This is a genomic window from Methanobrevibacter sp., from assembly GCF_045539575.1.
Classification (GTDB): domain Archaea; phylum Methanobacteriota; class Methanobacteria; order Methanobacteriales; family Methanobacteriaceae; genus Methanocatella.
In genome coordinates this window covers 1-20,360 of sequence record NZ_JAZQFM010000030.1, presented here as the reverse complement: position 1 = coordinate 20,360, position 20,360 = coordinate 1, and the positions used below count along the sequence as shown (strand labels likewise).

Genomic DNA, 20,360 nt, shown 5'->3' with positions numbered 1-20,360 from the left:
CATTTTCATTATATATTTTATTATTATAAATAATAGTTTATAAAAATTGTCTTGATGGAGTTAGATGTTTTTATGAACTGTGTTAATTTGGGTTTGAAGGTTAGATTGTATCCTAATGAGGATATGATAACTAGAATTAATCAGAGTATTGGTAATTCCAGGTTTACATGGAATAAACTCTTAGAAGAGTATCAAAACACCTATAAAATGTTTAAATTTCATGGATACAATAAACTTAAGTGCAATATGACCACATTTAACGCCATGTTAAATATGCTCAAAAAAGAGCATGATTTTTTATACTTAAGCGAGTCCTCAAGCCTGCAACAGGTTTATCGAGATTTAATCAATGCCTTCAATAAGTTTTTCAAAGGCAAAGCTAGTTATCCAAGATTTAAATCCAAAAAACATGATAAAAAGTCATTCAGAATACAAAACAATGGAAATATAAAAATCAAAGACAATACAATTATTTTACCAAAATTAGGAGAGATACACTACAGGACAAGTAAAAAATATCGGGAAAAATTAAAAAATGTTAAAATCAATAACGTGACAATCAAATTAGAAAATGGAAAATATTACGCCTTGTTTAACATCGAAACAGAAATACCAGAATTTCATAAAACATCAGAATTCGTGGGAATCGATTTAGGAATGAGAACACTAGCCACACTCAACAACGGACTAAAAATAGCCAATTTAGACGTTACCTACGAGGAAAACATGATCAAAAAATACCAAAAAAGATTATCACGAAAAAAATACAACAGCAACCACTACAAAGACACATTAAAAACCTACTGGAAATGGATAGACAGAAAAAAGAACAAAATAAATGACTACTATCATAAAATAACCACACAAATCGTTAAAAATTACGATATAATCATACTCGAAGACCTAGACATAAAAGAAATGTTTCAAGATTCGAATAAAAGCAGAAAATTACAAAGAATCGCATGGCGAAAATTTGTTGAAATGATCAAATACAAAGCACAAATATACGGAAAAACATTCAGACAAATCAGCAGATGGTACCCATCAAGCAAAAACTGTAGTGAATGCGGACACTACTATAAAGACCTAAAACAAGAACAAACAGAATGGAAATGCCCACAATGCCACACAATACACGACCGAGACATCAATGCAGCAAAAAACATTCAAAAACAAGGATTAACTGATTTAATGAATGAAACAATGAACCTCTGGGACAGGGGAGATAGCACGGTAATTCTACTCTCGTGGGAGAGTACCAGCCCGTGAAGTAAGAATCCTCGACTTCTACAAAGTCGAGGTAGTTCAATTAATGTAACGATTCGTTTAGAATCCGCAACTATTTAAGTGAAACGATAGTTGCATCTTTTTTTAATATTTTGTCTACGCCTTTTTCTCATACCGAGATATTTATTTTAAAAAAAAGTAGTTGAAATTGAAAAATATGCAATGTAAAAAAAAATAAAGAAGAAAAATTAGAATTTGAAGAAATCCTTTGCCCAACTGAGCCTGGTTTTGTATTGAAGGACTTGTTGGTCGAATGTTTTTTCAGAATCCCCATAATTTTCTTCAAGATTATCTGCTTTTGAATCAACATCTAAAGTAGAATCTTTAACTTTATCAAATAAACTGATTTCTTCATCAATAGCTTCCAATTCTGATAGAGTTTTTTCTTTTGCTTCAAAAAGCATGTCTATTGCTTCACCAACACTTATATCTTTTGATTCCAAGTGTTTTACCTTTTCGAGTTGTTCATCTGTTAACTCAATTTCAATTTTATTCATAATCATAACTCCAAAATTTAATAATTACTATTATATATCTAAATTGTCCTTTAAATTATTTTCCAATCCACTAAAAAATAGAATATTTTTACCAATATTTAAAAAATTTAATGAAATATCTTAACATTTTCATACTTTTATTAAAATAAGAGTTATTTATCATAAATATTTCAAATTTTATGAATTAAAATAACTGTTTACTAATTAACTGTTTCAAAAGAAACATTTATATTCTTCATGAAACTAACTTTTAAATATGAACCAAGAGGATTACGTACAGGGAATATGGGACAGCTCACCATTCATAGCCTGGATACACAACATATCAAAAAACCAGATGAAATATCTGAATTCAAAAATCAAGGATTTGAATCTGGGCCATGAAATGAGATTCATAATGGGAATATACGACAATCCAGGAATGTCCCAGGACGATTTGGTGGCAATGTTCGGCCAGAGCAAGGCAAATGTCGCAAAGGCACTTAAAAAACTGGAAGACCAGGGATACATCCAAAGAGAGGTCAACCCTGAAAACAGAAGAAAATACATGCTGAAGACAACTTCCAAAGGAAACGAACTGGTTCCAAAGTTAAGAAAGATATCAAGGGACTGGGAAGCTGAAGTTGGAATAACAGATGAAGATTATGAACTTAAAGAAAGAATTAAAGAAATTGCAATCAATGGAATGAAACTAACTGAAGATTTATAAAAAGAGGGTAGAAAATGAAAATAGAATTCGAAACATATGTAATATTCGTATCATTTATAACATCATTTTTTGCGGTGTTTTTATCAAATGGTATAATTATCGGCGTTCCAGCCATTGCACAGGACTTTGCAATGAACAATGTCATTCAAAACTGGGTGCCGACAATATTTTTCCTGGTAGTGGCTGTATTTACAGTTCCCGCAGGACAAATTTCAGGTAAATTCGGAGTTAAAAAATCTTTGCTTGCAGGTATTTTAGTGTTCCTTTTAGGATCAATCGGCGCATGCCTTGCATTTTCAACAGAATCATTTTTGGTATTCAGAATAATTCAGGGCGCAGGAGTAGCTTTCCTTAACGTATCTGCAATGGCAATGGTGGTTCAGGCAGTCAAACCTCAAAACAGAGGAAAAGCATTAGGATTTACAGTGACAGGAGTGTATCTTGCAACATCACTTTCACCGGTAATCTGCGGATTTTTAGTTCACAATCTCGGCTGGAGAGCAATGTTTTACTTTGTAATTCCATTTTTAGTACTTTGTATCATTTTAATGATTTTGAAAATACCTCAAGAGTGGAAAACCTATGAAAAGGACAAAATCGACAAGCTCGGATCCATTTTATATGCAATAGGAATACTGGCATTCATCTACGGATTTACAACACTGATTACAACAACCGGTAAAATCCTGACAGTAGTTGGAATAATATTGCTTATTATATTTGGATGGTATGAACTAAAACAAACATCTCCAGTATTCAATATGAACCTATTCAAAAATAAGAAGTTCACTTCATCAAATATCGCCGCATTATGCAGCTATCTGGCCATTATGGTAGTTACAACTATTCTTAACTATCACTTCCAGTATGTGAGGGGATGGGATGCGCAGATGTCCGGAATGATACTTATCATCACACCAATCATCATGGCGGTAATGGCGCCTAACGCAGGTAAGCTTTCAGATAAAATCCATCCGCAAAAATTGGCGGCAATCGGTATCGGAATTGCAGCGGTTGCACTGGCTATACTGACATTCCTTACACAGGACACCCCACTGTATGTCGTCATTTTGGCAATGATACTGCAGGGTATCGGAATGGGGCTCTTCTCAAGTCCTAACATGAATGCGATAATGAGTTCGGTTCCTCCAAAGGATGCCCCTACTGCATCCGCATCTCAGGCGACAATGAGAACAATAGGCCAGACCATGAGTTTAGGTCTTCTGACACTGGTATTCGCTTGGGTAATGGGCAGTTTGGAGCTGGCTCCTCAATATGCAGGCATGATTGTGCAGGCATCACAGACAATTTGTCTGATATGTACAGTGGCATGCGTGCTTTCAGTGTTCGCTTCACTTGTCGGAATCAGGTCATCTGACAAGTTCAATACAGAAAGGCCAAATTGATAGTGTCACACTATCAATTTATTTTCTTTTTTTAAAAATCAAATAATGTTTTTTGAGTGATTTTCTTAATTTTTAAAGACTCGTTTGAATAGAACCTATCTGACAGGTCGTTTATTATCTTATCATAGTCCTTTAGGTTCAAAAGGTCTTTCAAGTATCTGTATCCGAGATATTTTGAGACAATTATCTCATCAAAATTGAATGAATCCCAGACAACATAATACGCGGAGATTATTCTGTTTTTACCCATTCTCTCCTTTAAAAACAATAATTCATCCCGAACAAATAGTGGAATTCCCTGATGATTTTCCAAATCGTTGAGCTTCCATATGGGATTTATACTGATGCAGTAATTCTTCAATACATTCTCAAGCATCAACTTGAATTTTTCTTTCTTATAAAATATTTCAGAAATCACCTGATTATTTAAGACATATCCAACATGATTTTTATCATCGAATGCTTTTCTTATGAAGACCTTAACAAATTCAACAGGAATCTTATCTTCCTTTTTCCTGTAATTGTCCATATAATACTCATTGAATTCGTCGAAATAGTAATAATCCTTTAAAAATTCATTGAAAATCCTGATTCTTCTTTTTTTGTTTTTATGAAAAATTCTTGATTTTGATGATAGATACTCTGAATTTCCAAGCAGATTGTTTTCCAATATCCTCTTCTCCAGGTTATGGCGTTTTCCTGATTTTCTAAGGCCATTGCTTTTTAGGATCCTCTTCAAATGTTTGGTGGTGTATTTTTTTATCTGATTTGAAAAATCCTTTTTATCCATTTTTGCGAGAATGTACTTGTTGTCTGTAAGGTACTTTTTAAACTCCAGTTTATCCAAGTCATACTTTTTGGCCACTCTTTTGATTGAACTTTCAATGTCAACATCCTCCTTAAAGACCAAATTAATGAAATCGAAAGTATACTGTATCTCGCTTACGTCATAACCTTCAGGCACTTTATCCGCATGCTTGAAGGAAATTTTTTCATCTAAATCTAAATCGAACATAATTACACTAAACTTTATTTATCGAATATAATATAGTTAATGCCAAAAGCTAGTTTTCCCTAACCAGCTTTCCGGTCATATGATCAATGGTAATCTCAAAGATTTCTGTCTTGTGCAAAAGACGGTCAATCTCATCGACGGTCTCCTCATGGGTCGGGAAGAACTTGTCCCCAAGAACAGTCAATACTTCAACTTTTCTTTTTTCGTCGGATATTGTTTTAATGTTTCCAAACACCACCACGCTCTTAAATGTGTACCACCAGTTATCTTCCTCTTTAACGCCTTCATTTAAAACGCAATAGGAGCATTTGGAATACTTCTTGACGGCATCATTTTTATGGCCTGTTTTAGCCCCATGGAAATAGAGTTTACCGTCAATATAAACATGGTTCATCGGAACGGTATAAGGGTAATCGTAATCTCCTAAAAGGGCAAGTATCCCTCTAGGCTGACTAATCAGTATTTCCTCACATTCCTCTTTTGAAAGTTCCTGACCCGCACGTCTCATATTTCTAAACATATTAATATATCTATAAATACTATCTAAAATATCTATATGTCTGAATTAACCTTTAGAAACGCTGAAGAAAATGATGTTGGTTTAATCCTGGAATTCATTAAAAAGCTTGCTGATTATGAAAAAAGATTGGATGAAGTTATTGCAACAGAAGAAGATATCAGAAAATGGGTTTTCGAAAAGCATCAGGCAGAAGTCATATTTGCTCTCGAAGACGATAAGGTGATCGGATTTGCCCTTTTCTTCTTAAGTTTTTCAACATATATAGGAAATGTCAATCTTCACCTGGAAGACTTGTTTGTCGACCCTGAATACAGAGGCAAGGGCTACGGCAAGGCATTGCTTAAAAAGCTTGCCGGAATTGTAGTGGACAGAGGTTATGGAAGGTTTGAGTGGACCTGCCTTTCATGGAACAAGCCAAGCATTGACTTTTACCTGTCCCTGGGCGCCGAGCAGAAGGACTGGAACGTCTTTCACTTAACCGGCGATGCCCTGAAAAAGTTAGCTGACGAATAATAAAGTAAGAGCTTGAACTCTTACATTACTCTTTTTAGAATATTGAACATTAATTTTGAAAATGCCTTTTTAAACAATCCTAATTTTACTTCAGGTGAAAAATCATGGTTTATGAAACCTGTCTCCTGCCAGTATCTCACATCAGCAGGAATGCCATCATCCTTTAACGCCATAGCTTTCCAGACATCAAAAAAGATAATGTCTCCAAGTTTCGGCGAATGCCTTTTACCTGATTCAACATCCTTCCTAAATTTGACGGCAGCCTTGTCAATATCTTTTGTATCGAGTGAATCCTTTCCCCCACAGGCAAAAGCTATTTTATAGACCTTATTTACTCCCCAGTGCCTTAATGTTTCGTCAATGTATTTTGCAACATCCTTATGACCGGCACCTGCTGTTGTAACTACAACCAGTGCCTTTTTTGTGAAAAATTCAGGCCTGTGATAGAAATATGCCGTATGGTCGAATAGATTTTTTAAAAGTGCAGTCACATTCATTGCATACACCGGAGATGCAATTATAATTCCGTCAGCACGTCTCATTTTCTCAACAATAGGATTTACAGCATCAAAATGAGGGCATCTCTTCTCCCCTTCCATTATGCATTTAAAGCATCCGTTGCACATTGGAATCTTTTCCTTTATCAGTTGAATTTCTTCAAATTCCCCATCCAAATTTTGTTTGGTCCTTTTTACCACGGCCCAGGTATTTTTCTTTCTTGGAGATCCGTTAATTATAACATATTTCATTTAAACACCCAATTGTCCTTCTAAAATTAATTTTTCCTTAAATTCAAATTGCCCGTCGAATTCCTCTAACTCATTTTCATCAACATCAAATACGTCGGGATTGTGAAATATTCCCAATTCATTTGGGATTTCGGTTTCATCGAATATTTTAATCATGAAAAAAGGATTTTCCTCATCCAATTCAGTCCCTTCCAGATAAATATTGTATTTTGATGCACTTTCAAATCCAAATAGGGAATAATAATTTTCATCACCTATGACAACGACGAAAGGAATACTGTCATTTTCAGCTAGCTTTAAAGTGTATTCTATCAGTTTTGAACCTAAACCCTGTTTTTGAAAGTTATTGTCAATAGCCAGCGGGCCCAAAACCACGGCGTCTTTTGATGAGTTTTCAAAATCGATTCTGCCTACGGAATAATTGATATTTCCTATTATTACATCATCTTTCTCAATGACATATGCCAGATTTTTAATGAAGGAATCATCACCTCTTAACTTATGCACAATATAGTGCTCGTAAGCGCCCGGACGATATACATTCCAGAATGCATTGCGGTTAAGGTTTTCAACTTCAAGATAGTCCCTTTCTTCTTCAAGCCTTATTTTCATGTCCATCACCCCTAACTCTTGCGGAATTGAATATTATTTTTGCATGGTTTTCCGTTTTGGATAAAAAATTCTTTAGGAACTCCTCATCATCTTCAGGATAATTCAAGATGAAGTGTTCATAAAGCAAGAACATTCCATAATAGAAAAATGACTCTGAAAGCTGCTTGACATCACAATCCTCCCTTATGATGTTTTTTGCCTTCATCAGATTGAACAGGTCAATCCATCCTTTTACGGGAGCATTGATGATGGCCTCCTTTAGGAAATTCTTAACCTCATCATTGTGATATGATTCTATGAAAAACAGTCTAGTTATTTTCATCATCCTGTCTTTTTTAAGCTTTGAGAGAAAAGCGTCACAGCCTGCCTTGTAGAAATAGTCAAAGCCCCTATCCAGATTCAGGGATGCCTGCTCAAGAGGTATGTCATCGCTGATCATCTCCTCAACATAATAATCAAGTATTGCCTTTAGGATAGCTTGCTTATTTGAATAATGATTGTATATTGAGCTTTCCCTTATCCCAACTTCACGTGCAATTTGTCTTACTGAAACGCCATCATAACCGTATTTTGAGAACAGATCTATTGATACATCAAGAATTTTATCCTTTGTCATAGACGAACACCTGTTAGTTTACATTATAATGTTGAACTTCATGTTATATAAAACTAACAAGCGTTAGTTAAAAATCAAGTCAAATTATTTAACTAATATGAACTATACGAAATAGTATGGAAAAATCAAAACGTATTTTTTATTTTGATGCATTGAGGGCACTGGCGATAGTGTGCGTTATGCTGACCCACATCTATTCATTAACCTACTATAATCTAAGGGGCCAGTATGCAATCATGTCCTCCGGATGGATTGTTACACAAATCATCGGAAATCCGTTCCGCTTAGGAGTGGTTTTATTTTTAATGCTCTCCGGTGCGCTACTGCTTGGACGTGAAGAGGATATCCGTACCTTTCTCAAAAAAAGGATTCCAAGAATTGCAATACCGTTCATATTTTGGAATGCAGTGCTATTGACTGTCTTCATTACAAGCTCATATTTTTTTAATTTAAATTATATACAGAGTTTTGATTTCCAATCAATCGTAAACTACATTTATACTTCACTTCTCGGGAAAAATACGGGTTTCGGTCCTAACTGGTATTTCTGGATGATACTTGGAACCTATCTGATATTGCCGATATTCAACAAATGGATCAAGCACAGCAGCCTAAGGGAAGTGGAATACTTTTTAGTAATCTGGCTGATTACAGCACTGTTCGATTTCACAATAATGAAAGAATTTCCGATAATGCTAACATATTTCTCAGGTCCAATCGGATTTATTGTTCTCGGATACTATTTGAGATACACTGAAAGGCCTATTTTTAAAAATAAAATGTTTATCCTTTTATTGACATTGGTTCCGGCATGCATATTATTGATCAACAGCTATGTGTTAAGCTCACCGACACACATGGAATACCCTCACAGATATTCACTCTGGATATCACTAGAGGTAGCCGGAGTTTTCCTATTATTTAAAAATGCGAAATTCAATATCAGTGAAAATAGAATTGTCAAAAGGATAATTACAGCAATTGCCCAATACAGCTACGGCATTTATCTCTTCCATTACTCAATACTACTGCTGATAATTAGAAACTTGCAAAACTACAATCAGCCAATATATATCTGCATATTGTTTACTTCGACACTAGTATCATCAGTGCTGATAATGAGTATTTTAAACAGAATACCATATTTAAATCAAGTTATAGGTGCTAAATAATGGAAATTACAGCCAGCGAAATGAAAAAATCTATTGAAAGAATTTATAAGAGGTTAGATGAAGTTTCACCTGTTGATTTTGACTGCGGAAAGCTATGCGGAGAGGTCTGCTGCGTATATGATGCGGAAGATTACAGAAACGAGGAGCTTGCACTATACCTGCTTCCGGGTGAAGAGCTGATGTATGAGGATTCACCTGATTTTGACCTTTATTATATAGATTCAAATGAAATCAAATATCCACACTCCTGGAAAGGCCAGATTTATCTTGTAAAATGCACAAATCCCCCAAAATGTGACAGGTCAATCAGGCCGATACAATGCAGAACATTTCCCCTGATACCTCACCTGAACAAGAAGGGCGAGTTCCATCTGATTTTTGACGAGTCAGAATTTCCATACAAATGCCCTATTGTCCATGACCACATTAAATTGAATGATAATTTTGTTAAAACCACCTATGAAATATGGATGATTTTAATTGCAAACCCGTTGGTTTACGATTTGGTTGATATGGACTCAAGAATGAGGGACAACAGGAAAGTTAACTATGAGATAGTTATTTAAGTCGTTAAACACATACTATTACCATGTTTAAAAAAGTCATCATAATCCTATTGTCAGTTTTCATTTTGATGAATGCCGTCAGCGCAATCGATTCATCAAACTGGACAACAGCAGAAGTGGGCTATGAAACGTTTAAAATCCCGCCAAAATACGAAAATCCCTACCAAAGCGACTTTAACATGTATGAATTTGATGAGAACATCCATGTTTTTACAATCAGATTTGTAAATCCCAATCTGATGAGCCTTTACGGTTATTATATTGAACATCACAGCCAAATTAAAAAGGTTAATGTATCCGGTCATGATGCTGTCCATTTCATGGGCTACAACAGATATGATGAGACAAACAATTCCGTGCTGTGGTTTTCAGCAGGTGAAGAGTTTTACTATATCACATGGAACGGGGAAAATATCACACCAGAGATAAAGGAAATTGTTAAAAGCGCATCCCCGTCAAAATATTCACATGATGAGTTTTATGAAATCTTAAACGATGAATATCAAAATTACAAAATAGTCAATTCCATCGAATCACAAAGATACGACTATCCAAGCAGCAGTGACAAGCACCATTCCTTTGTTTCATTCGGAAGCAATGGAGTTAATTTCGGAGTCATGAGCTAACACTTTTCAATGCAATATACTCAAAAATACGAATCATTAAATTAAATGTTACTGTAAAAACATTTATTTAATGATGCCTTTTTTTAATTTAATGATAAATAGTGAAAAAAAATATAAAATCAAATAGCTTAATCTACATCAACTGACTTTCTTTACTTAAGTTCCAATCAATTTCATCCAAACCGTTTTCTTTTAGAAACTCGTTTGCCATCCTGAAATGATTGCACCCCAAAAAGCCACGCCTTGCAGAAAAAGGAGACGGATGTGATGTTATCAGCACCAGATGGTCAGGATTTGTAAGCAGTTCCTTTTTCTTTTCTGCCTGCTTTCCCCATAACATGAAAACAATCGGTTGTGACTGTTCATTTAAAATCTCAATTACCTTATCGGTGAAAGTCTGCCATCCGCAGTCGCTGTGGGAATTGGCATTGCCTTCCTCGACAGTCAAAACAGTATTGAGCAGGAATACTCCCTGCCTTGCCCAGTCTTCCAGACAGCCTGAATCGGGAATCGGGTAATTATACTCGGCGTTGATTTCCTTGAAAATGTTTTTAAGTGATCTTGGAATTGGCCTGCCATCGGGAGTTGAAAATGCAAGACCGTGGGCCTGTCCTTCCTCATGATAGGGGTCTTGGCCCAAAATGACCGCTTTAACATTGCTTAATGGTGTCAGCTTAAAAGCATTGAAAATATCCTCAAAGGGAGGATAAACAGTTTTTGATTGATATTCTTCGTCAATGAACTTTAAAATATCTGCAAAATAGTCCTTTTCAAACTCGCTTTCCAATACACTATCCCAATCATTACCAATCATAAAGCATCAGTTCATCCTTTTTTAAATCTCGCTATAGCTTTCAATAACCTCATCAATATGGTTGATAATGTATCTGTAGGATGTTAAAAAGAAAAAGCCATCCTCTTCACCGACGCTACCTTTAAATAATCCCCAGCTTATCCAGTAAAAAGCGTTTAAAATTGATTGGCCCATTGCATGCCTGTGCTCCAGTTCTGTCAGTTCACGTCCGTAATATGATTTAAGCAGATATTCCCTGACATCCTCACCATATTCATACCTGGTGAAAATACTGCATATGTCATTAGCAGGATCGTTTATTCCTGAATATTCCCAGTCAATGAGATAGAAATCGCCATCGGAAGTTGAAATGAAATTAGGCTCGTAAACATCATGGTGACTTACAACCAATTCTATTCCGTATTTTTCACGTTCCGCCTTAACGAATTCGTCAACCTGGTCAATCTTGTCAAATAATTCCTTGAATTCCTTAAATAGATTACCTTTGGTAGCGCAGGCAAGACCTATCAATCTTTTTGCTTCTGCAACATTGTCGAATAGCTTCGCTTCTTCGGATAATGGAATTTCATGGGTTTTATGTAAAGACTCAATTACCTGTTGAAGATGCTTTTCATTTCCAAGGATATCGCATGGAATAATATTTTGAATGAAATAGGATATTTTCCATCCTGACGGGTCAATGTAAATTAAAGATTTGTCCAAATCATATTTTTTGGCCATGTTCTGGGTGTATACTTCAGTACGCCTGTCAATCAGGCTATCGGCTGTACCTCCAGGATGCCTGTAAACATACTCCACATCATTTAATGTGAATTTAAAAGATGCATTGGTCAGTCCCGCTTTTATTATCTCAATGTCTTTGATGTCATTCGGATGACATTTTAGAGTGTTACAGATATTTTCTATAATTTCAGAGTCTACATTCAGCAAAAAGTCTGTATCAAATTGTCTCAAATCATCAATATCTTCAAATTCAAGCAGTTTATCATGGTCGAATTCCTTTAAAAACAATGTCAATTCCTTAATGTGCATTGAATAGAATTCCTCCCAAAACATTCCTGCAACGCCAAAATCGGTGATTTCCTTTTCAAGCAATTCGCAGAACCTTTGGGAAAACTTTTCATTGAAATAGGCATGACCGATCATTGCCATCCTATCGCTACCGCCGACATAACATCCGGTGATAATGTTTGCATCGGAATAATCCACTGCAAACTCCATAAATTTTCCGTCTATGTGAGAACAGGCTCTGTATGACCTATTGTCCTTATTTTCATCAAGAAACGGATTTTCCAAAAAGTAATGGTCGGCACAGCAAATAAATGTATTTTTCAAGTATTGTCTTGATACATATAATGAATAAATATTTCCAAAACTTCCAAAAGTATTGTTAATGAGTAATTTAACCTGAGGATACTTTTCTTCCAAATAAAAGAATTTTTCCTTCATATATCCTACAACAACATAAATATCCTTCACTCCAGACTCGATAAGCTGTTCAATCTGGCGTTCTATTAGAATTTCTCCTCTGACAATAAACAAACCCTTAGGTTTTTCATATGTAAATGGAGCAAAACGGTTTGATTTACCCGCAGCCAAAATAATTGCATTTCTCTCCATGGACTAACCTCCAATTAACTAAATAAGTATTTATTAGTTATTGCTTTTAAGCATTATTAAAAAATAGAATTTTAATTGAAATTTTCAACAAATTCCAATATTTCATGAACACAATGTTCCTGTTGGTTTTCAGCGGAAATTGTGGCCTTTCCATCACCTGACTGATTTCCATAATATGCGAACTGACCATGATTACCGCCATTAATTACAAACTCGGTGAAATTGCTTTTTATCAATGGTTTGGCTTCGTTATACTTTTCCAAATTTAAAACCTGGTCATTAGATCCATATAATGATAATACAGGTTTGTGGATTTCATCTGTAGGATATGATGCAAGTAAAATCAGTCCATCAACCTTATCCGTATGATTTGCATATGATGATGCAACGACACCTCCAAGTGAATGGCCTGCCATGTAATAATGAGCATAGCTTGAATTATTTATTATATCGCCGGCACGGTCCTGTCCAAAGAATGCAATATTAAATGGCATCTCAACTAAATAGCAATCGACACCACGGCTGGCCAGCTGTGTAAACATCGGCAGGTATGAAGTATACTCCACTTTTGCTCCCGGATAAAAAATCAATGCTGAGTCATTTCCAGGACCATCCAAAAGCAATCCGTTGGACTGTTTGACTACACTTACATTACCGCTGCCATTTAAAAAATCAGTAGCTGTTTTTTCAGCATGATAATAATCTGTGAGATAAAAAATCCCGTATCCCAGGATTAAAATCACAATGATTACTATCGCTATTTTTAATTTCTTATTCATATAATCACAATACAACAATTAAAAACACTATAAATATTACGAAAATGCATAAGCAACAACCGAAATTGGCGAAAAAGCTATTGTTCTCTTTGCTTTTATGACTGATATCCAAGACAGTTGATTGAATGGTGTATTTTTCCATATTATCATATACGTCTGCAAGTTTAACTGCAACCCAAATAGAACGCACAATACCTACAAACATTAGAATAACTGCAAACAGCAATATCAGGCTGCTTGGAATAAGGAAATTTAAATTTGGATTTCCAAACATTGCAAAATATACAAAGTATAAAAACCAGGGTATTTCATAGGCAATACCCTCCATTATCCAATTTCTATTGTTATGTTTTGATCCTATGTACAGGAATCCCACACCATTTATAAATAAAATAAATGAAAGGATTACCCACCAGGACCTTTTAATTTTTTCAATGACATTCATTTTTATTCAATCAGGCTGTTGTTTCCGGTTTCAATTTTATCTACAACTTTTTTACCGTCATTTGCCATATCAGAGAACAGGTCAATTGTTTCTTTCATTTTAGGAAGTGCTTGTTCTTTGTATGTGCTTACATCTTCAATAGCCTGTAGTGCTTCTGCAAATGATGCTTTTAACACGTCAGGTGAAATCATGGTTTCGGCACTGTGCTTTTGAATTTCACTTCCTTGCTCCTTAAGCATGTGTGAAGTTGTCTCAATGATGTTTTCAGTGGTTTCATTTAAAATATTGATTTTATCCATTACAATTTTTTGGTCATATAATGCGGTAGCGACCATTACTCCTGTTCTCAATGCGGAAACTGTAACGTTTTTAGCACGGTTTACACCACGGATAAGCTCCTTGTTGTTTCTTCTAATTACATTGAGTGATACTATTCCTTGCTGGTTTACAACAATCATCTGCTGCATGTCCATGATTCTTTGTCTTAGAGGGAAGAGGATTTCTTCGCGTACAAACTTGATTTTATCTGCATCGACACCATTGATTTCAGCTTCTTGAATTTGAGCTTCAATGGATTCGTCCATCTGTTTTCCAAGTTCAATGTCAGCCAACAGTTTATTGGTGACTTCCCTTAAGTTGGTTTCTTCATTTAAAAGGGTAGTGTTGTCATTTTGCAATACTTTGCTGCTGTTGTCCAGTGAATCGATAATGTTGGAAATTGCAACTTCAGCCTTTTCATATTTATCAAAGTATTTTTTAACAGGATTCAATATGTTTCCCAATACTCCTTTTTTGGCAAAATCGACTTTACTTGGATCCAAATCTTTCATCTGCCTGTCAAGTTCAGCCAGTTTTTCACCGATATTTTCAGCGTCCTTTCCTCCTTTGGATATGTCTACAACACGGGTAGCCAACATTTCATTTCTGGATGCGGATTTTGACATGTCTGCCATACCGAAGTTATCCAAAGGTTTCAGGATGCTTTCCCTTTCCTGAGGATTATTCAAATCTGCATCAAATATAGCTACAGCATTGTCCTTAGCCTGATTTTTTAAGTTGGAGTTTTCTAATTTTTCTTCTTCCTCTTTAATTGTTGTTTCAACATCATTTTTGATTTGATCTATATCTAATGAGAATTCAGCCATAATATCACCATTAATTTAAGAATTTGATTTTGCCTTGGTCTATCTTTTGAGTAAAGTTATCTATTGTTTTTCCATCTTTTATAATTTCCACAGTCACATGGTCAGGATTAGGTTTTTTATAGGTTGTGTAGTATCCGAAGCTGAGTGAATAGTCACTGTCATAATAGATATTAGACAATGTCTCAGTTTCAAAACCGATTTCAGTACCGTTTGCATCCAGATATGTTGTTCTGACATTATATCCCTTTAAATCTGAAGGAACCTTGTTGAATAAAGCTTGAGTGTACAAGCTGTAACTTTGAGGATTTGCAGAACTGCTGGTGTATCCGTTGACTTCAGTTATTGTCAAATCAACCTCACTAACATCTGCATTGTCATTTGTAGAATTATTGCCGCCAGACCCGATAGCGAAAAATATTCCAACCACAATTATAGCCACAATCACTATTATCGCTAAAAATATTTTTCCATCAAAACCGGAATTTGATTTGGAAGCAGTATCCTTCTTAAAGAAATCATACCCGCAATTGCCGCAGAAATGTGCATCGTCTGGTAGGTCTTCACCGCATTTTGGACATGTCTTGCTCATTTTAATCACTCTTATAATCCTTTACAGAATCTACTAAATTTTCCATATCTTCCAATAAAACATCAACTTCATCTTTTGAGTGTGAGTCTGAACTGATATTGATAACCAGTTCATTTGTCAAGTCTTCAATTTGATTTATAATTCTTTTCATTATATTAATTTTATTATCCAGTTCCCGTCTGATTGCCGGCGTATCATCCACAGCCAGTTCAATAATCTCCAAACTTGAATCAGCCTGAGTGTTGAATATTTTACTGCAGCTGTCGACATTAGCTATAAACTTGTCATATGTAAGCTGAGGTGGCTCGAAACGTTTTTCGATTAAATTTCGAACGACTTTATCCTTGACCTCAAAAGCCACTTTCAGGTTTTTAATTTCGTTTTCATACATCTTTAATGTATCGAAGCTCTCCGGTTCAAACCTGGACTCTTCAATTTTTACCTCATCCGCTTTTTGAATCTTACGTTTGGTTTTTTCGGCAATTCTTCTTGGAGCGCTTCTCTTTAAATTAAGCACGGCATATGCATAGATTAAAGGAGCAATGAATAAGATTAAAAGAACAATGAGCCCCAAAAAGTCTCTATTATAGGAAATTGGGATTAAAACACTAATTAAAATCACATAATAAATTCCCAAATACCATGGAAGAGATTCATGAACTAAAAGGGCATCTGAAATATCCCCAAAACCTCTGTCCAACCTTACTTTTGATGCAGCTTTGGAATCGGGTGCATATTGCAGAATCTCATCATCAGATAAAATACCCTCACGAGGTTCTATTGTGAATCTTACATCAGATAATGTTTCAACACATTTGATTAAATTGCCATCACTGTCATAAGCCTTTGAATCCTTAAACTTCAAAGGTGTAGTGAGCCTTTTAATTTCCTGTGCCTTTGCAATTTCACTAGACATTTTAACTCCTCAATATTATTTATATATACATGTATATAAAATGATATTAATCGTCAAACTCTTTTTCAAGTATGATTGTGACAGGACCATTGTTTAGCAGGTCAACTTTCATGAACGCTCCGAACACTCCCGTTTCGACTTCAACATATTCCCTGCATTTCTCCACAAAGTAATCGAACAGCTCTGTTGCCTCATCAGGATTTAAGGCCCTGTGAAAAGAAGGCCTGTACTTTTTAACCTTGCCATATAAGGTGAATTGGGGAACTAATAAAAGCTTTCCGTTAATGTCCAATAATGACTTATTCATCCTTCCGTCCTCATCTGCAAAGACTCTGAGCTTTGAGACTTTACGTGCCATATAGTCCGCTTCCTTTTGGCTGTCATTTTCCCCGAAGCCGACCAATGCCATTAAGCCTTCATCAATTTTACCTGTGATTTCACCTTCAACTTCTACACTTGCGTGAGATACCCTTTGAACTACCAGTTTCATTTTGCAAATTCCCCTAAGAAATTAACTTCTTCGCCGTTTTTTATTCTGTCATGATATTCCGCTGTAGCGGAGAACAATGCATCTCCAGCGGAGTTAAGTGCGGTTTCACATGAGTCCTGAATAACTCCAATGATAAATCCGACTGCAACCGCCTGCATTGACACATCAGCACTTATTCCAAACAGTGAACATGCCATCGGAATGAGCAGAAGAGATCCTCCAGCCACTCCTGAAGCTCCGCATGCTCCAATTGTTGATATAATACATAATACAATTGTAACCGGCAACGGGACAACAATGCCCATTGTATGGCAGACCGCCAATGTCATTACAGTGATTGTTACTGCAGCACCTTCCATGTTGATTGTAGCTCCCAATGGAATACTGATTGAGAAGAAATCCCTGTCAAGACCCAAACGTTCACATAAATGCATGTTAACAGGAATATTAGCTGCTGAACTTCTTGAGAAAAATGCAGTGATACCGCTTTCCCTCAAGCATGTAAATACTAACGGATAAGGATTGCGCCTTAATGCAACAGCAGCAATAATCGGATCTGTTACGAATGCGACAAATGCAATACATCCGACAAGCAATAGTATCAGCTCACCGTATTGTGTAAATATTCCAAGCCCGTTTTCAGAAACGGAAGTGAATACCAATCCCATAATCCCTATAGGGGCACATTGAATAATTCCACGTACAATTAAAGTAACTGAATTGGCCAAATCATGAATGACATCCTTGGTTGTGTCTGTTGCAACCATCTTAAGGGCAATGCCCAACACGATTGCCCAGAATAGAATTCCCAAATACTGTCCTTCAGCCAGCAGACTGAGAGGATTTGAGAATATCACCATTAGCATGTTATACATTACCTCGCCAATGCCTCCAGGTGCGGTGGCGTCACTTGCCAGTGACAAGTGTATTGTAACCGGGAATAATGTACTTGCGATAATTGCAACCATCGCTGATAAGAAAGTACTGAACAAATAAAGTACGATTACTGTTTTGAATCTGGAACCAATGCCTGATCTTGCCTTTGAAATAGCTGAAGACACTAAAACAAATACTAAAATAGGAGCAATAGCTTTAAGAGCACTTACAAATAATTCTCCAGGAATACCTATAACTTTCCATCCGGGAACCACTACGCCTAAAATTGCCCCAATGATTAATCCGATTAGTATTTTTAAGATTAGACTTGAACCTGTCCATTTTTCTATAACACTTTTCAACATCTAATCACTCAACATTATTCCTTAAATGTTCTAAAACTTCATCTGTGGTTTCTTTAACTATACTAGCAGCTTCCTTGAACTCATGGAGTTCAAAATCATTCATATGAATAGGAACTATCATGGCAATACCTCTTTTGGATAATACTACCGGAACTCCTAAAGCTACATCGTATACGTCCCCAACTTCTCCTTCCAGGTAGGTAGAGACTGTTAAAACCTTATGTGAGTCAGTGATTATTGTAGAAATAATGTTAGAAATAGCATAAGCTGGCCCATATTCTGTTGCGCCTTTCTTAGAAATTATTGTGTTTCCTGCTTTTTTGAGTCTTTTTATAAGTCTTGGAACTTCCATATCAACAGACTTTACGAAATATTTCAATGGAATACCACCAATAGTTGTGGAACTTAAAAGCGGCACCATATGATCTCCATGTTCACCAATTACACGTGTGTGAACCTCGGAACTGTTAATGTTAATCTGTCTTGAAAAATAAGCCTTCAGTCTTAGGGAATCCAAGTGGTTTCCAATACCGATTACTCTTCTCTTATCAAAACCGGATGATTTGAGTGCAACTGTTGTCATCACGTCAACAGGATTTGTTGCAACCAAGATAATGGCATCCGGTGCATGGACGGCAATTTCTTTAGCATAATTGTCTACGATTTCTGCATTTGGAATTGCCAGATCCCTTCTGTTCATTCCTTCTTCTCGAGGGATGCCTGCAGTAATAAGTACGATAGCAGAATTTTTTAAATCTTCATAATCAGAAGTAGGTGTTAGCTTACAATCGATATCTTCCGCAGCAAGTGCGTCATACATGTCAAATGTTTCGCCTCTTGCCTTTTCAACACTTTGAGGTCTTGCAAAAAATACGATTTCATCAACTGTATCTGCTCTTGCAAGGGTAAATGCAACGTTTTTACCAATTACTCCAGTTGACCCCATTATACTTACTTTTACCATACTTATATATTGTTGCTCTCAATAAAAATAACTTACTGATTATCAACTATTTTTATACAATGAAAAACAAATTAATTAACATGGCAGATAAAGAATTAAAGCTAGAAACAAAATGTTATGACGCTAACGAATACGGATATCTGTATGGATTAAATCAAATGATTCCCGATGAGGAATTCGAAAAGGTCAAACCTTATTTCAGAAAATTCAAAAGAATGGACTTTGTAGAGGGCAATGTCCAGGTGACAGGAAGGCCTGAAGGCTGGAGATGTCTTGAAAAGGATGTTCCCAAAGTTGAAGAGATATTGGGCATCACAAATACCCTTGAAAAAAGACAGAACAAAGTAAAAGAGGCCTTTAAGGACCCTATTAAAAAATCCAACCTCATTGACCAGTCATATGAATGGCTAAAAATGCTCTTTGAGCAGACAGGAACCAGACCCGAGCAGGACCTTTCAAGGCTTGCGGTTCACTCAACAAAAATATACGACCCTCAGGACAGCTTCAAAAACGGAGCAAATGACGGTGAGGGCGAACTGTTCATCTACACACCTCACGGAATGTGGTACATCATAAACAACAGCGGAAAATATTCAGACAAATCCCTGAACAATGTGAAAACTCCGCAGGGTGGCGCAGTAGGCCACAGATTGATGTATGATGATCTGGTGGACAGGCTAATCAGAATATATACCGAAGAAAATGAATACAGTGGTGAAAGTTTATACTAATTTTCACACTATTTTTTAAATTTTAGATTTGAACTTCCCCACCGTTGTAGACGGCGGGGATTCGCAAACCAAAAAAAAATATAGAAATTTTTTTGGAAAATTTTTTTTTACTGCGCCGTCGTCCCAACGACTTCTAAACCTTTATTAAGGATGTTTTTTGCCGCATTGACATCACGATCATGATGTGTGTGGCAATACGGGCAGTCCCAGTCCCGTATTCCTAAATTTTCAAGCCCACTTATGTTTTTATTGATTTTTTGACATTTGCTGCATTTTTTAGTAGATGGGAAAAATTTTGGGAGTTTAATGAATGTTACACCTTATTGTTGGCATTTTTT

25 protein-coding genes are annotated in these 20,360 nt (G+C 35.9%); 8 read left to right on the top strand and 17 right to left on the bottom strand.

Annotated features, from left to right (window positions below):
• Positions 1-72: 72 nt before the first annotated feature.
• Entirely contained in the window at positions 73-1,269 is a 1,197-nt protein-coding gene (locus ACKI30_RS04235; RefSeq protein ID WP_407410164.1) for an RNA-guided endonuclease InsQ/TnpB family protein, read from the top strand.
• 206 nt (positions 1,270-1,475) lie between these two features.
• Here the strand turns inward: ACKI30_RS04235 and ACKI30_RS04230 are convergent, their stop codons facing one another.
• Positions 1,476-1,730 carry a hypothetical protein gene (locus tag ACKI30_RS04230; RefSeq protein WP_407410162.1) on the bottom strand — a complete coding sequence of 85 codons (255 nt, stop codon included), beginning with the start codon at positions 1,728-1,730 and terminating at the stop codon, positions 1,476-1,478.
• Positions 1,731-2,040: 310 nt separating this feature from the next.
• Here ACKI30_RS04230 and ACKI30_RS04225 point away from each other — a divergent pair, with 310 nt between their 5' ends.
• Both ACKI30_RS04225 and ACKI30_RS04220 read left to right on the top strand, forming a co-directional pair.
• The gene (locus ACKI30_RS04225) at positions 2,041-2,493 is read left to right on the top strand and encodes a MarR family winged helix-turn-helix transcriptional regulator (RefSeq protein WP_407410160.1); all 453 of its coding nucleotides are present in this window, start codon (positions 2,041-2,043) and stop codon (positions 2,491-2,493) included.
• A 14-nt stretch (positions 2,494-2,507) separates the two neighbouring features.
• Positions 2,508-3,899, top strand: coding sequence for an MFS transporter (locus ACKI30_RS04220; protein ID WP_407410158.1), 1,392 nt, complete (start codon positions 2,508-2,510; stop codon positions 3,897-3,899).
• Positions 3,900-3,930: 31 nt separating this feature from the next.
• On the opposite strand, the gene ACKI30_RS04215 is transcribed toward ACKI30_RS04220, so the two are convergent.
• Together ACKI30_RS04215 and ACKI30_RS04210 are read right to left on the bottom strand one after the other, a co-directional pair.
• The gene (locus tag ACKI30_RS04215) at positions 3,931-4,914 is read right to left on the bottom strand and encodes an SAP domain-containing protein (protein WP_407410156.1); all 984 of its coding nucleotides are present in this window, start codon (positions 4,912-4,914) and stop codon (positions 3,931-3,933) included.
• A 49-nt stretch (positions 4,915-4,963) separates the two neighbouring features.
• Positions 4,964-5,422, bottom strand: a complete 459-nt coding sequence (locus tag ACKI30_RS04210) for a pyridoxamine 5'-phosphate oxidase family protein (RefSeq protein WP_407410154.1) — start codon at positions 5,420-5,422, stop codon at positions 4,964-4,966.
• 48 nt (positions 5,423-5,470) lie between these two features.
• Here ACKI30_RS04210 and ACKI30_RS04205 point away from each other — a divergent pair, with 48 nt between their 5' ends.
• Positions 5,471-5,947, top strand: a complete 477-nt coding sequence (locus tag ACKI30_RS04205) for a GNAT family N-acetyltransferase (protein ID WP_407410152.1) — start codon at positions 5,471-5,473, stop codon at positions 5,945-5,947.
• Positions 5,948-5,967: 20 nt separating this feature from the next.
• Here ACKI30_RS04205 and ACKI30_RS04200 read toward each other — a convergent pair whose 3' ends face one another.
• Genes ACKI30_RS04200 through ACKI30_RS04190 form a run of 3 tightly spaced genes read right to left on the bottom strand, consistent with a single transcriptional unit; the run spans position 5,968 to position 7,924 of the window.
• The gene (locus tag ACKI30_RS04200) at positions 5,968-6,696 is read right to left on the bottom strand and encodes a flavodoxin family protein (protein WP_407410150.1); all 729 of its coding nucleotides are present in this window, start codon (positions 6,694-6,696) and stop codon (positions 5,968-5,970) included.
• A complete protein-coding gene (locus ACKI30_RS04195; protein WP_407410148.1) occupies positions 6,697-7,308 on the bottom strand; it encodes a GNAT family N-acetyltransferase in 612 nt (203 codons plus the stop codon).
• Positions 7,292-7,924 (bottom strand): TetR/AcrR family transcriptional regulator, encoded by a 633-nt coding sequence (locus tag ACKI30_RS04190; RefSeq protein ID WP_407410146.1) that lies wholly within the window; start codon positions 7,922-7,924, stop codon positions 7,292-7,294. Before ACKI30_RS04190 ends, ACKI30_RS04195 begins: the two co-directional genes overlap by 17 nt.
• 116 nt (positions 7,925-8,040) lie before the next feature.
• On the opposite strand from ACKI30_RS04190, the gene ACKI30_RS04185 reads away from it, so the two are divergent.
• Genes ACKI30_RS04185 through ACKI30_RS04175 form a run of 3 tightly spaced genes read left to right on the top strand, consistent with a single transcriptional unit; the run spans position 8,041 to position 10,288 of the window.
• On the top strand, positions 8,041-9,096 hold the full coding sequence (locus ACKI30_RS04185; protein ID WP_407410144.1) for an acyltransferase: 1,056 nt from the start codon (positions 8,041-8,043) through the stop codon (positions 9,094-9,096).
• Positions 9,096-9,662: a hypothetical protein gene (locus ACKI30_RS04180; protein ID WP_407410142.1), complete on the top strand. Its 567-nt coding sequence runs from the start codon at positions 9,096-9,098 to the stop codon at positions 9,660-9,662. The genes ACKI30_RS04185 and ACKI30_RS04180 overlap by 1 nt, the downstream gene beginning before the upstream one ends.
• A 23-nt stretch (positions 9,663-9,685) precedes the next feature.
• Positions 9,686-10,288, top strand: a complete 603-nt coding sequence (locus ACKI30_RS04175; protein ID WP_407410141.1) for a hypothetical protein — start codon at positions 9,686-9,688, stop codon at positions 10,286-10,288.
• 133 nt (positions 10,289-10,421) lie between these two features.
• Here the strand turns inward: ACKI30_RS04175 and ung are convergent, their stop codons facing one another.
• The 10 genes from ung to ACKI30_RS04125 form a co-directional block, all read right to left on the bottom strand.
• Positions 10,422-11,102, bottom strand: coding sequence for a uracil-DNA glycosylase (gene ung, locus ACKI30_RS04170; RefSeq protein ID WP_407410139.1), 681 nt, complete (start codon positions 11,100-11,102; stop codon positions 10,422-10,424).
• Positions 11,103-11,123: 21 nt separating this feature from the next.
• Entirely contained in the window at positions 11,124-12,722 is a 1,599-nt protein-coding gene (locus tag ACKI30_RS04165; RefSeq protein ID WP_407410137.1) for an NTP transferase domain-containing protein, read from the bottom strand.
• 71 nt (positions 12,723-12,793) lie between these two features.
• A complete protein-coding gene (locus tag ACKI30_RS04160; protein ID WP_407410135.1) occupies positions 12,794-13,501 on the bottom strand; it encodes an alpha/beta hydrolase in 708 nt (235 codons plus the stop codon).
• A gap of 4 nt (positions 13,502-13,505) precedes the next feature.
• Positions 13,506-13,946 (bottom strand): hypothetical protein, encoded by a 441-nt coding sequence (locus ACKI30_RS04155; RefSeq protein WP_407410133.1) that lies wholly within the window; start codon positions 13,944-13,946, stop codon positions 13,506-13,508.
• Between the two features lie 2 nt (positions 13,947-13,948).
• A complete protein-coding gene (locus ACKI30_RS04150) occupies positions 13,949-15,091 on the bottom strand; it encodes a toxic anion resistance protein (RefSeq protein ID WP_407410132.1) in 1,143 nt (380 codons plus the stop codon).
• Between the two features lie 10 nt (positions 15,092-15,101).
• Positions 15,102-15,680: a zinc ribbon domain-containing protein gene (locus tag ACKI30_RS04145; protein ID WP_407410130.1), complete on the bottom strand. Its 579-nt coding sequence runs from the start codon at positions 15,678-15,680 to the stop codon at positions 15,102-15,104.
• 1 nt (position 15,681) lies between these two features.
• The gene (locus ACKI30_RS04140) at positions 15,682-16,596 is read right to left on the bottom strand and encodes a hypothetical protein (RefSeq protein ID WP_407410128.1); all 915 of its coding nucleotides are present in this window, start codon (positions 16,594-16,596) and stop codon (positions 15,682-15,684) included.
• A 46-nt stretch (positions 16,597-16,642) separates the two neighbouring features.
• Positions 16,643-17,086, bottom strand: coding sequence for a D-aminoacyl-tRNA deacylase (dtd, locus tag ACKI30_RS04135; protein WP_407410127.1), 444 nt, complete (start codon positions 17,084-17,086; stop codon positions 16,643-16,645).
• Complete coding sequence (gene sstT, locus ACKI30_RS04130; RefSeq protein ID WP_407410125.1) at positions 17,083-18,327, bottom strand: serine/threonine transporter SstT; 1,245 nt, start codon at positions 18,325-18,327, stop codon at positions 17,083-17,085. Before sstT ends, dtd begins: the two co-directional genes overlap by 4 nt.
• A gap of 4 nt (positions 18,328-18,331) precedes the next feature.
• Entirely contained in the window at positions 18,332-19,291 is a 960-nt protein-coding gene (locus tag ACKI30_RS04125; RefSeq protein ID WP_407410123.1) for a malate dehydrogenase, read from the bottom strand.
• An 80-nt stretch (positions 19,292-19,371) separates the two neighbouring features.
• Here ACKI30_RS04125 and ACKI30_RS04120 point away from each other — a divergent pair, with 80 nt between their 5' ends.
• Positions 19,372-20,022, top strand: coding sequence for a hypothetical protein (locus tag ACKI30_RS04120; protein WP_407410121.1), 651 nt, complete (start codon positions 19,372-19,374; stop codon positions 20,020-20,022).
• Positions 20,023-20,129: 107 nt separating this feature from the next.
• Here ACKI30_RS04120 and ACKI30_RS04115 read toward each other — a convergent pair whose 3' ends face one another.
• Positions 20,130-20,330 carry a zinc ribbon domain-containing protein gene (locus tag ACKI30_RS04115; RefSeq protein WP_407410166.1) on the bottom strand — a complete coding sequence of 67 codons (201 nt, stop codon included), beginning with the start codon at positions 20,328-20,330 and terminating at the stop codon, positions 20,130-20,132.
• Between the last annotated feature and the right edge of the window lie 30 nt (positions 20,331-20,360).

What these genes read in the sequence shown, in the direction of transcription:
- ACKI30_RS04160 (WP_407410135.1), bottom strand. Translation starts at nt 13,501, where the DNA reads ATGAATAAGAAATTAAAAATAGCGATAGTAATCATTGTGATTTTAATC.
- ACKI30_RS04125 (WP_407410123.1), bottom strand. Translation starts at nt 19,291, where the DNA reads ATGGTAAAAGTAAGTATAATGGGGTCAACTGGAGTAATTGGTAAAAAC.
- sstT (WP_407410125.1), bottom strand. Translation starts at nt 18,327, where the DNA reads ATGTTGAAAAGTGTTATAGAAAAATGGACAGGTTCAAGTCTAATCTTA.
- ACKI30_RS04225 (WP_407410160.1), top strand. Translation starts at nt 2,041, where the DNA reads ATGAACCAAGAGGATTACGTACAGGGAATATGGGACAGCTCACCATTC.
- ACKI30_RS04220 (WP_407410158.1), top strand. Translation starts at nt 2,508, where the DNA reads ATGAAAATAGAATTCGAAACATATGTAATATTCGTATCATTTATAACA.
- ung (WP_407410139.1), bottom strand. Translation starts at nt 11,102, where the DNA reads ATGATTGGTAATGATTGGGATAGTGTATTGGAAAGCGAGTTTGAAAAG.
- ACKI30_RS04205 (WP_407410152.1), top strand. Translation starts at nt 5,471, where the DNA reads ATGTCTGAATTAACCTTTAGAAACGCTGAAGAAAATGATGTTGGTTTA.
- ACKI30_RS04140 (WP_407410128.1), bottom strand. Translation starts at nt 16,596, where the DNA reads ATGTCTAGTGAAATTGCAAAGGCACAGGAAATTAAAAGGCTCACTACA.
- ACKI30_RS04155 (WP_407410133.1), bottom strand. Translation starts at nt 13,946, where the DNA reads ATGAATGTCATTGAAAAAATTAAAAGGTCCTGGTGGGTAATCCTTTCA.
- ACKI30_RS04145 (WP_407410130.1), bottom strand. Translation starts at nt 15,680, where the DNA reads ATGAGCAAGACATGTCCAAAATGCGGTGAAGACCTACCAGACGATGCA.
- ACKI30_RS04165 (WP_407410137.1), bottom strand. Translation starts at nt 12,722, where the DNA reads ATGGAGAGAAATGCAATTATTTTGGCTGCGGGTAAATCAAACCGTTTT.
- ACKI30_RS04235 (WP_407410164.1), top strand. Translation starts at nt 73, where the DNA reads ATGAACTGTGTTAATTTGGGTTTGAAGGTTAGATTGTATCCTAATGAG.
- ACKI30_RS04180 (WP_407410142.1), top strand. Translation starts at nt 9,096, where the DNA reads ATGGAAATTACAGCCAGCGAAATGAAAAAATCTATTGAAAGAATTTAT.
- ACKI30_RS04210 (WP_407410154.1), bottom strand. Translation starts at nt 5,422, where the DNA reads ATGAGACGTGCGGGTCAGGAACTTTCAAAAGAGGAATGTGAGGAAATA.
- ACKI30_RS04200 (WP_407410150.1), bottom strand. Translation starts at nt 6,696, where the DNA reads ATGAAATATGTTATAATTAACGGATCTCCAAGAAAGAAAAATACCTGG.
- ACKI30_RS04215 (WP_407410156.1), bottom strand. Translation starts at nt 4,914, where the DNA reads ATGTTCGATTTAGATTTAGATGAAAAAATTTCCTTCAAGCATGCGGAT.
- ACKI30_RS04190 (WP_407410146.1), bottom strand. Translation starts at nt 7,924, where the DNA reads ATGACAAAGGATAAAATTCTTGATGTATCAATAGATCTGTTCTCAAAA.
- ACKI30_RS04175 (WP_407410141.1), top strand. Translation starts at nt 9,686, where the DNA reads ATGTTTAAAAAAGTCATCATAATCCTATTGTCAGTTTTCATTTTGATG.
- ACKI30_RS04185 (WP_407410144.1), top strand. Translation starts at nt 8,041, where the DNA reads ATGGAAAAATCAAAACGTATTTTTTATTTTGATGCATTGAGGGCACTG.
- dtd (WP_407410127.1), bottom strand. Translation starts at nt 17,086, where the DNA reads ATGAAACTGGTAGTTCAAAGGGTATCTCACGCAAGTGTAGAAGTTGAA.
- ACKI30_RS04195 (WP_407410148.1), bottom strand. Translation starts at nt 7,308, where the DNA reads ATGAAAATAAGGCTTGAAGAAGAAAGGGACTATCTTGAAGTTGAAAAC.
- ACKI30_RS04150 (WP_407410132.1), bottom strand. Translation starts at nt 15,091, where the DNA reads ATGGCTGAATTCTCATTAGATATAGATCAAATCAAAAATGATGTTGAA.
- ACKI30_RS04120 (WP_407410121.1), top strand. Translation starts at nt 19,372, where the DNA reads ATGGCAGATAAAGAATTAAAGCTAGAAACAAAATGTTATGACGCTAAC.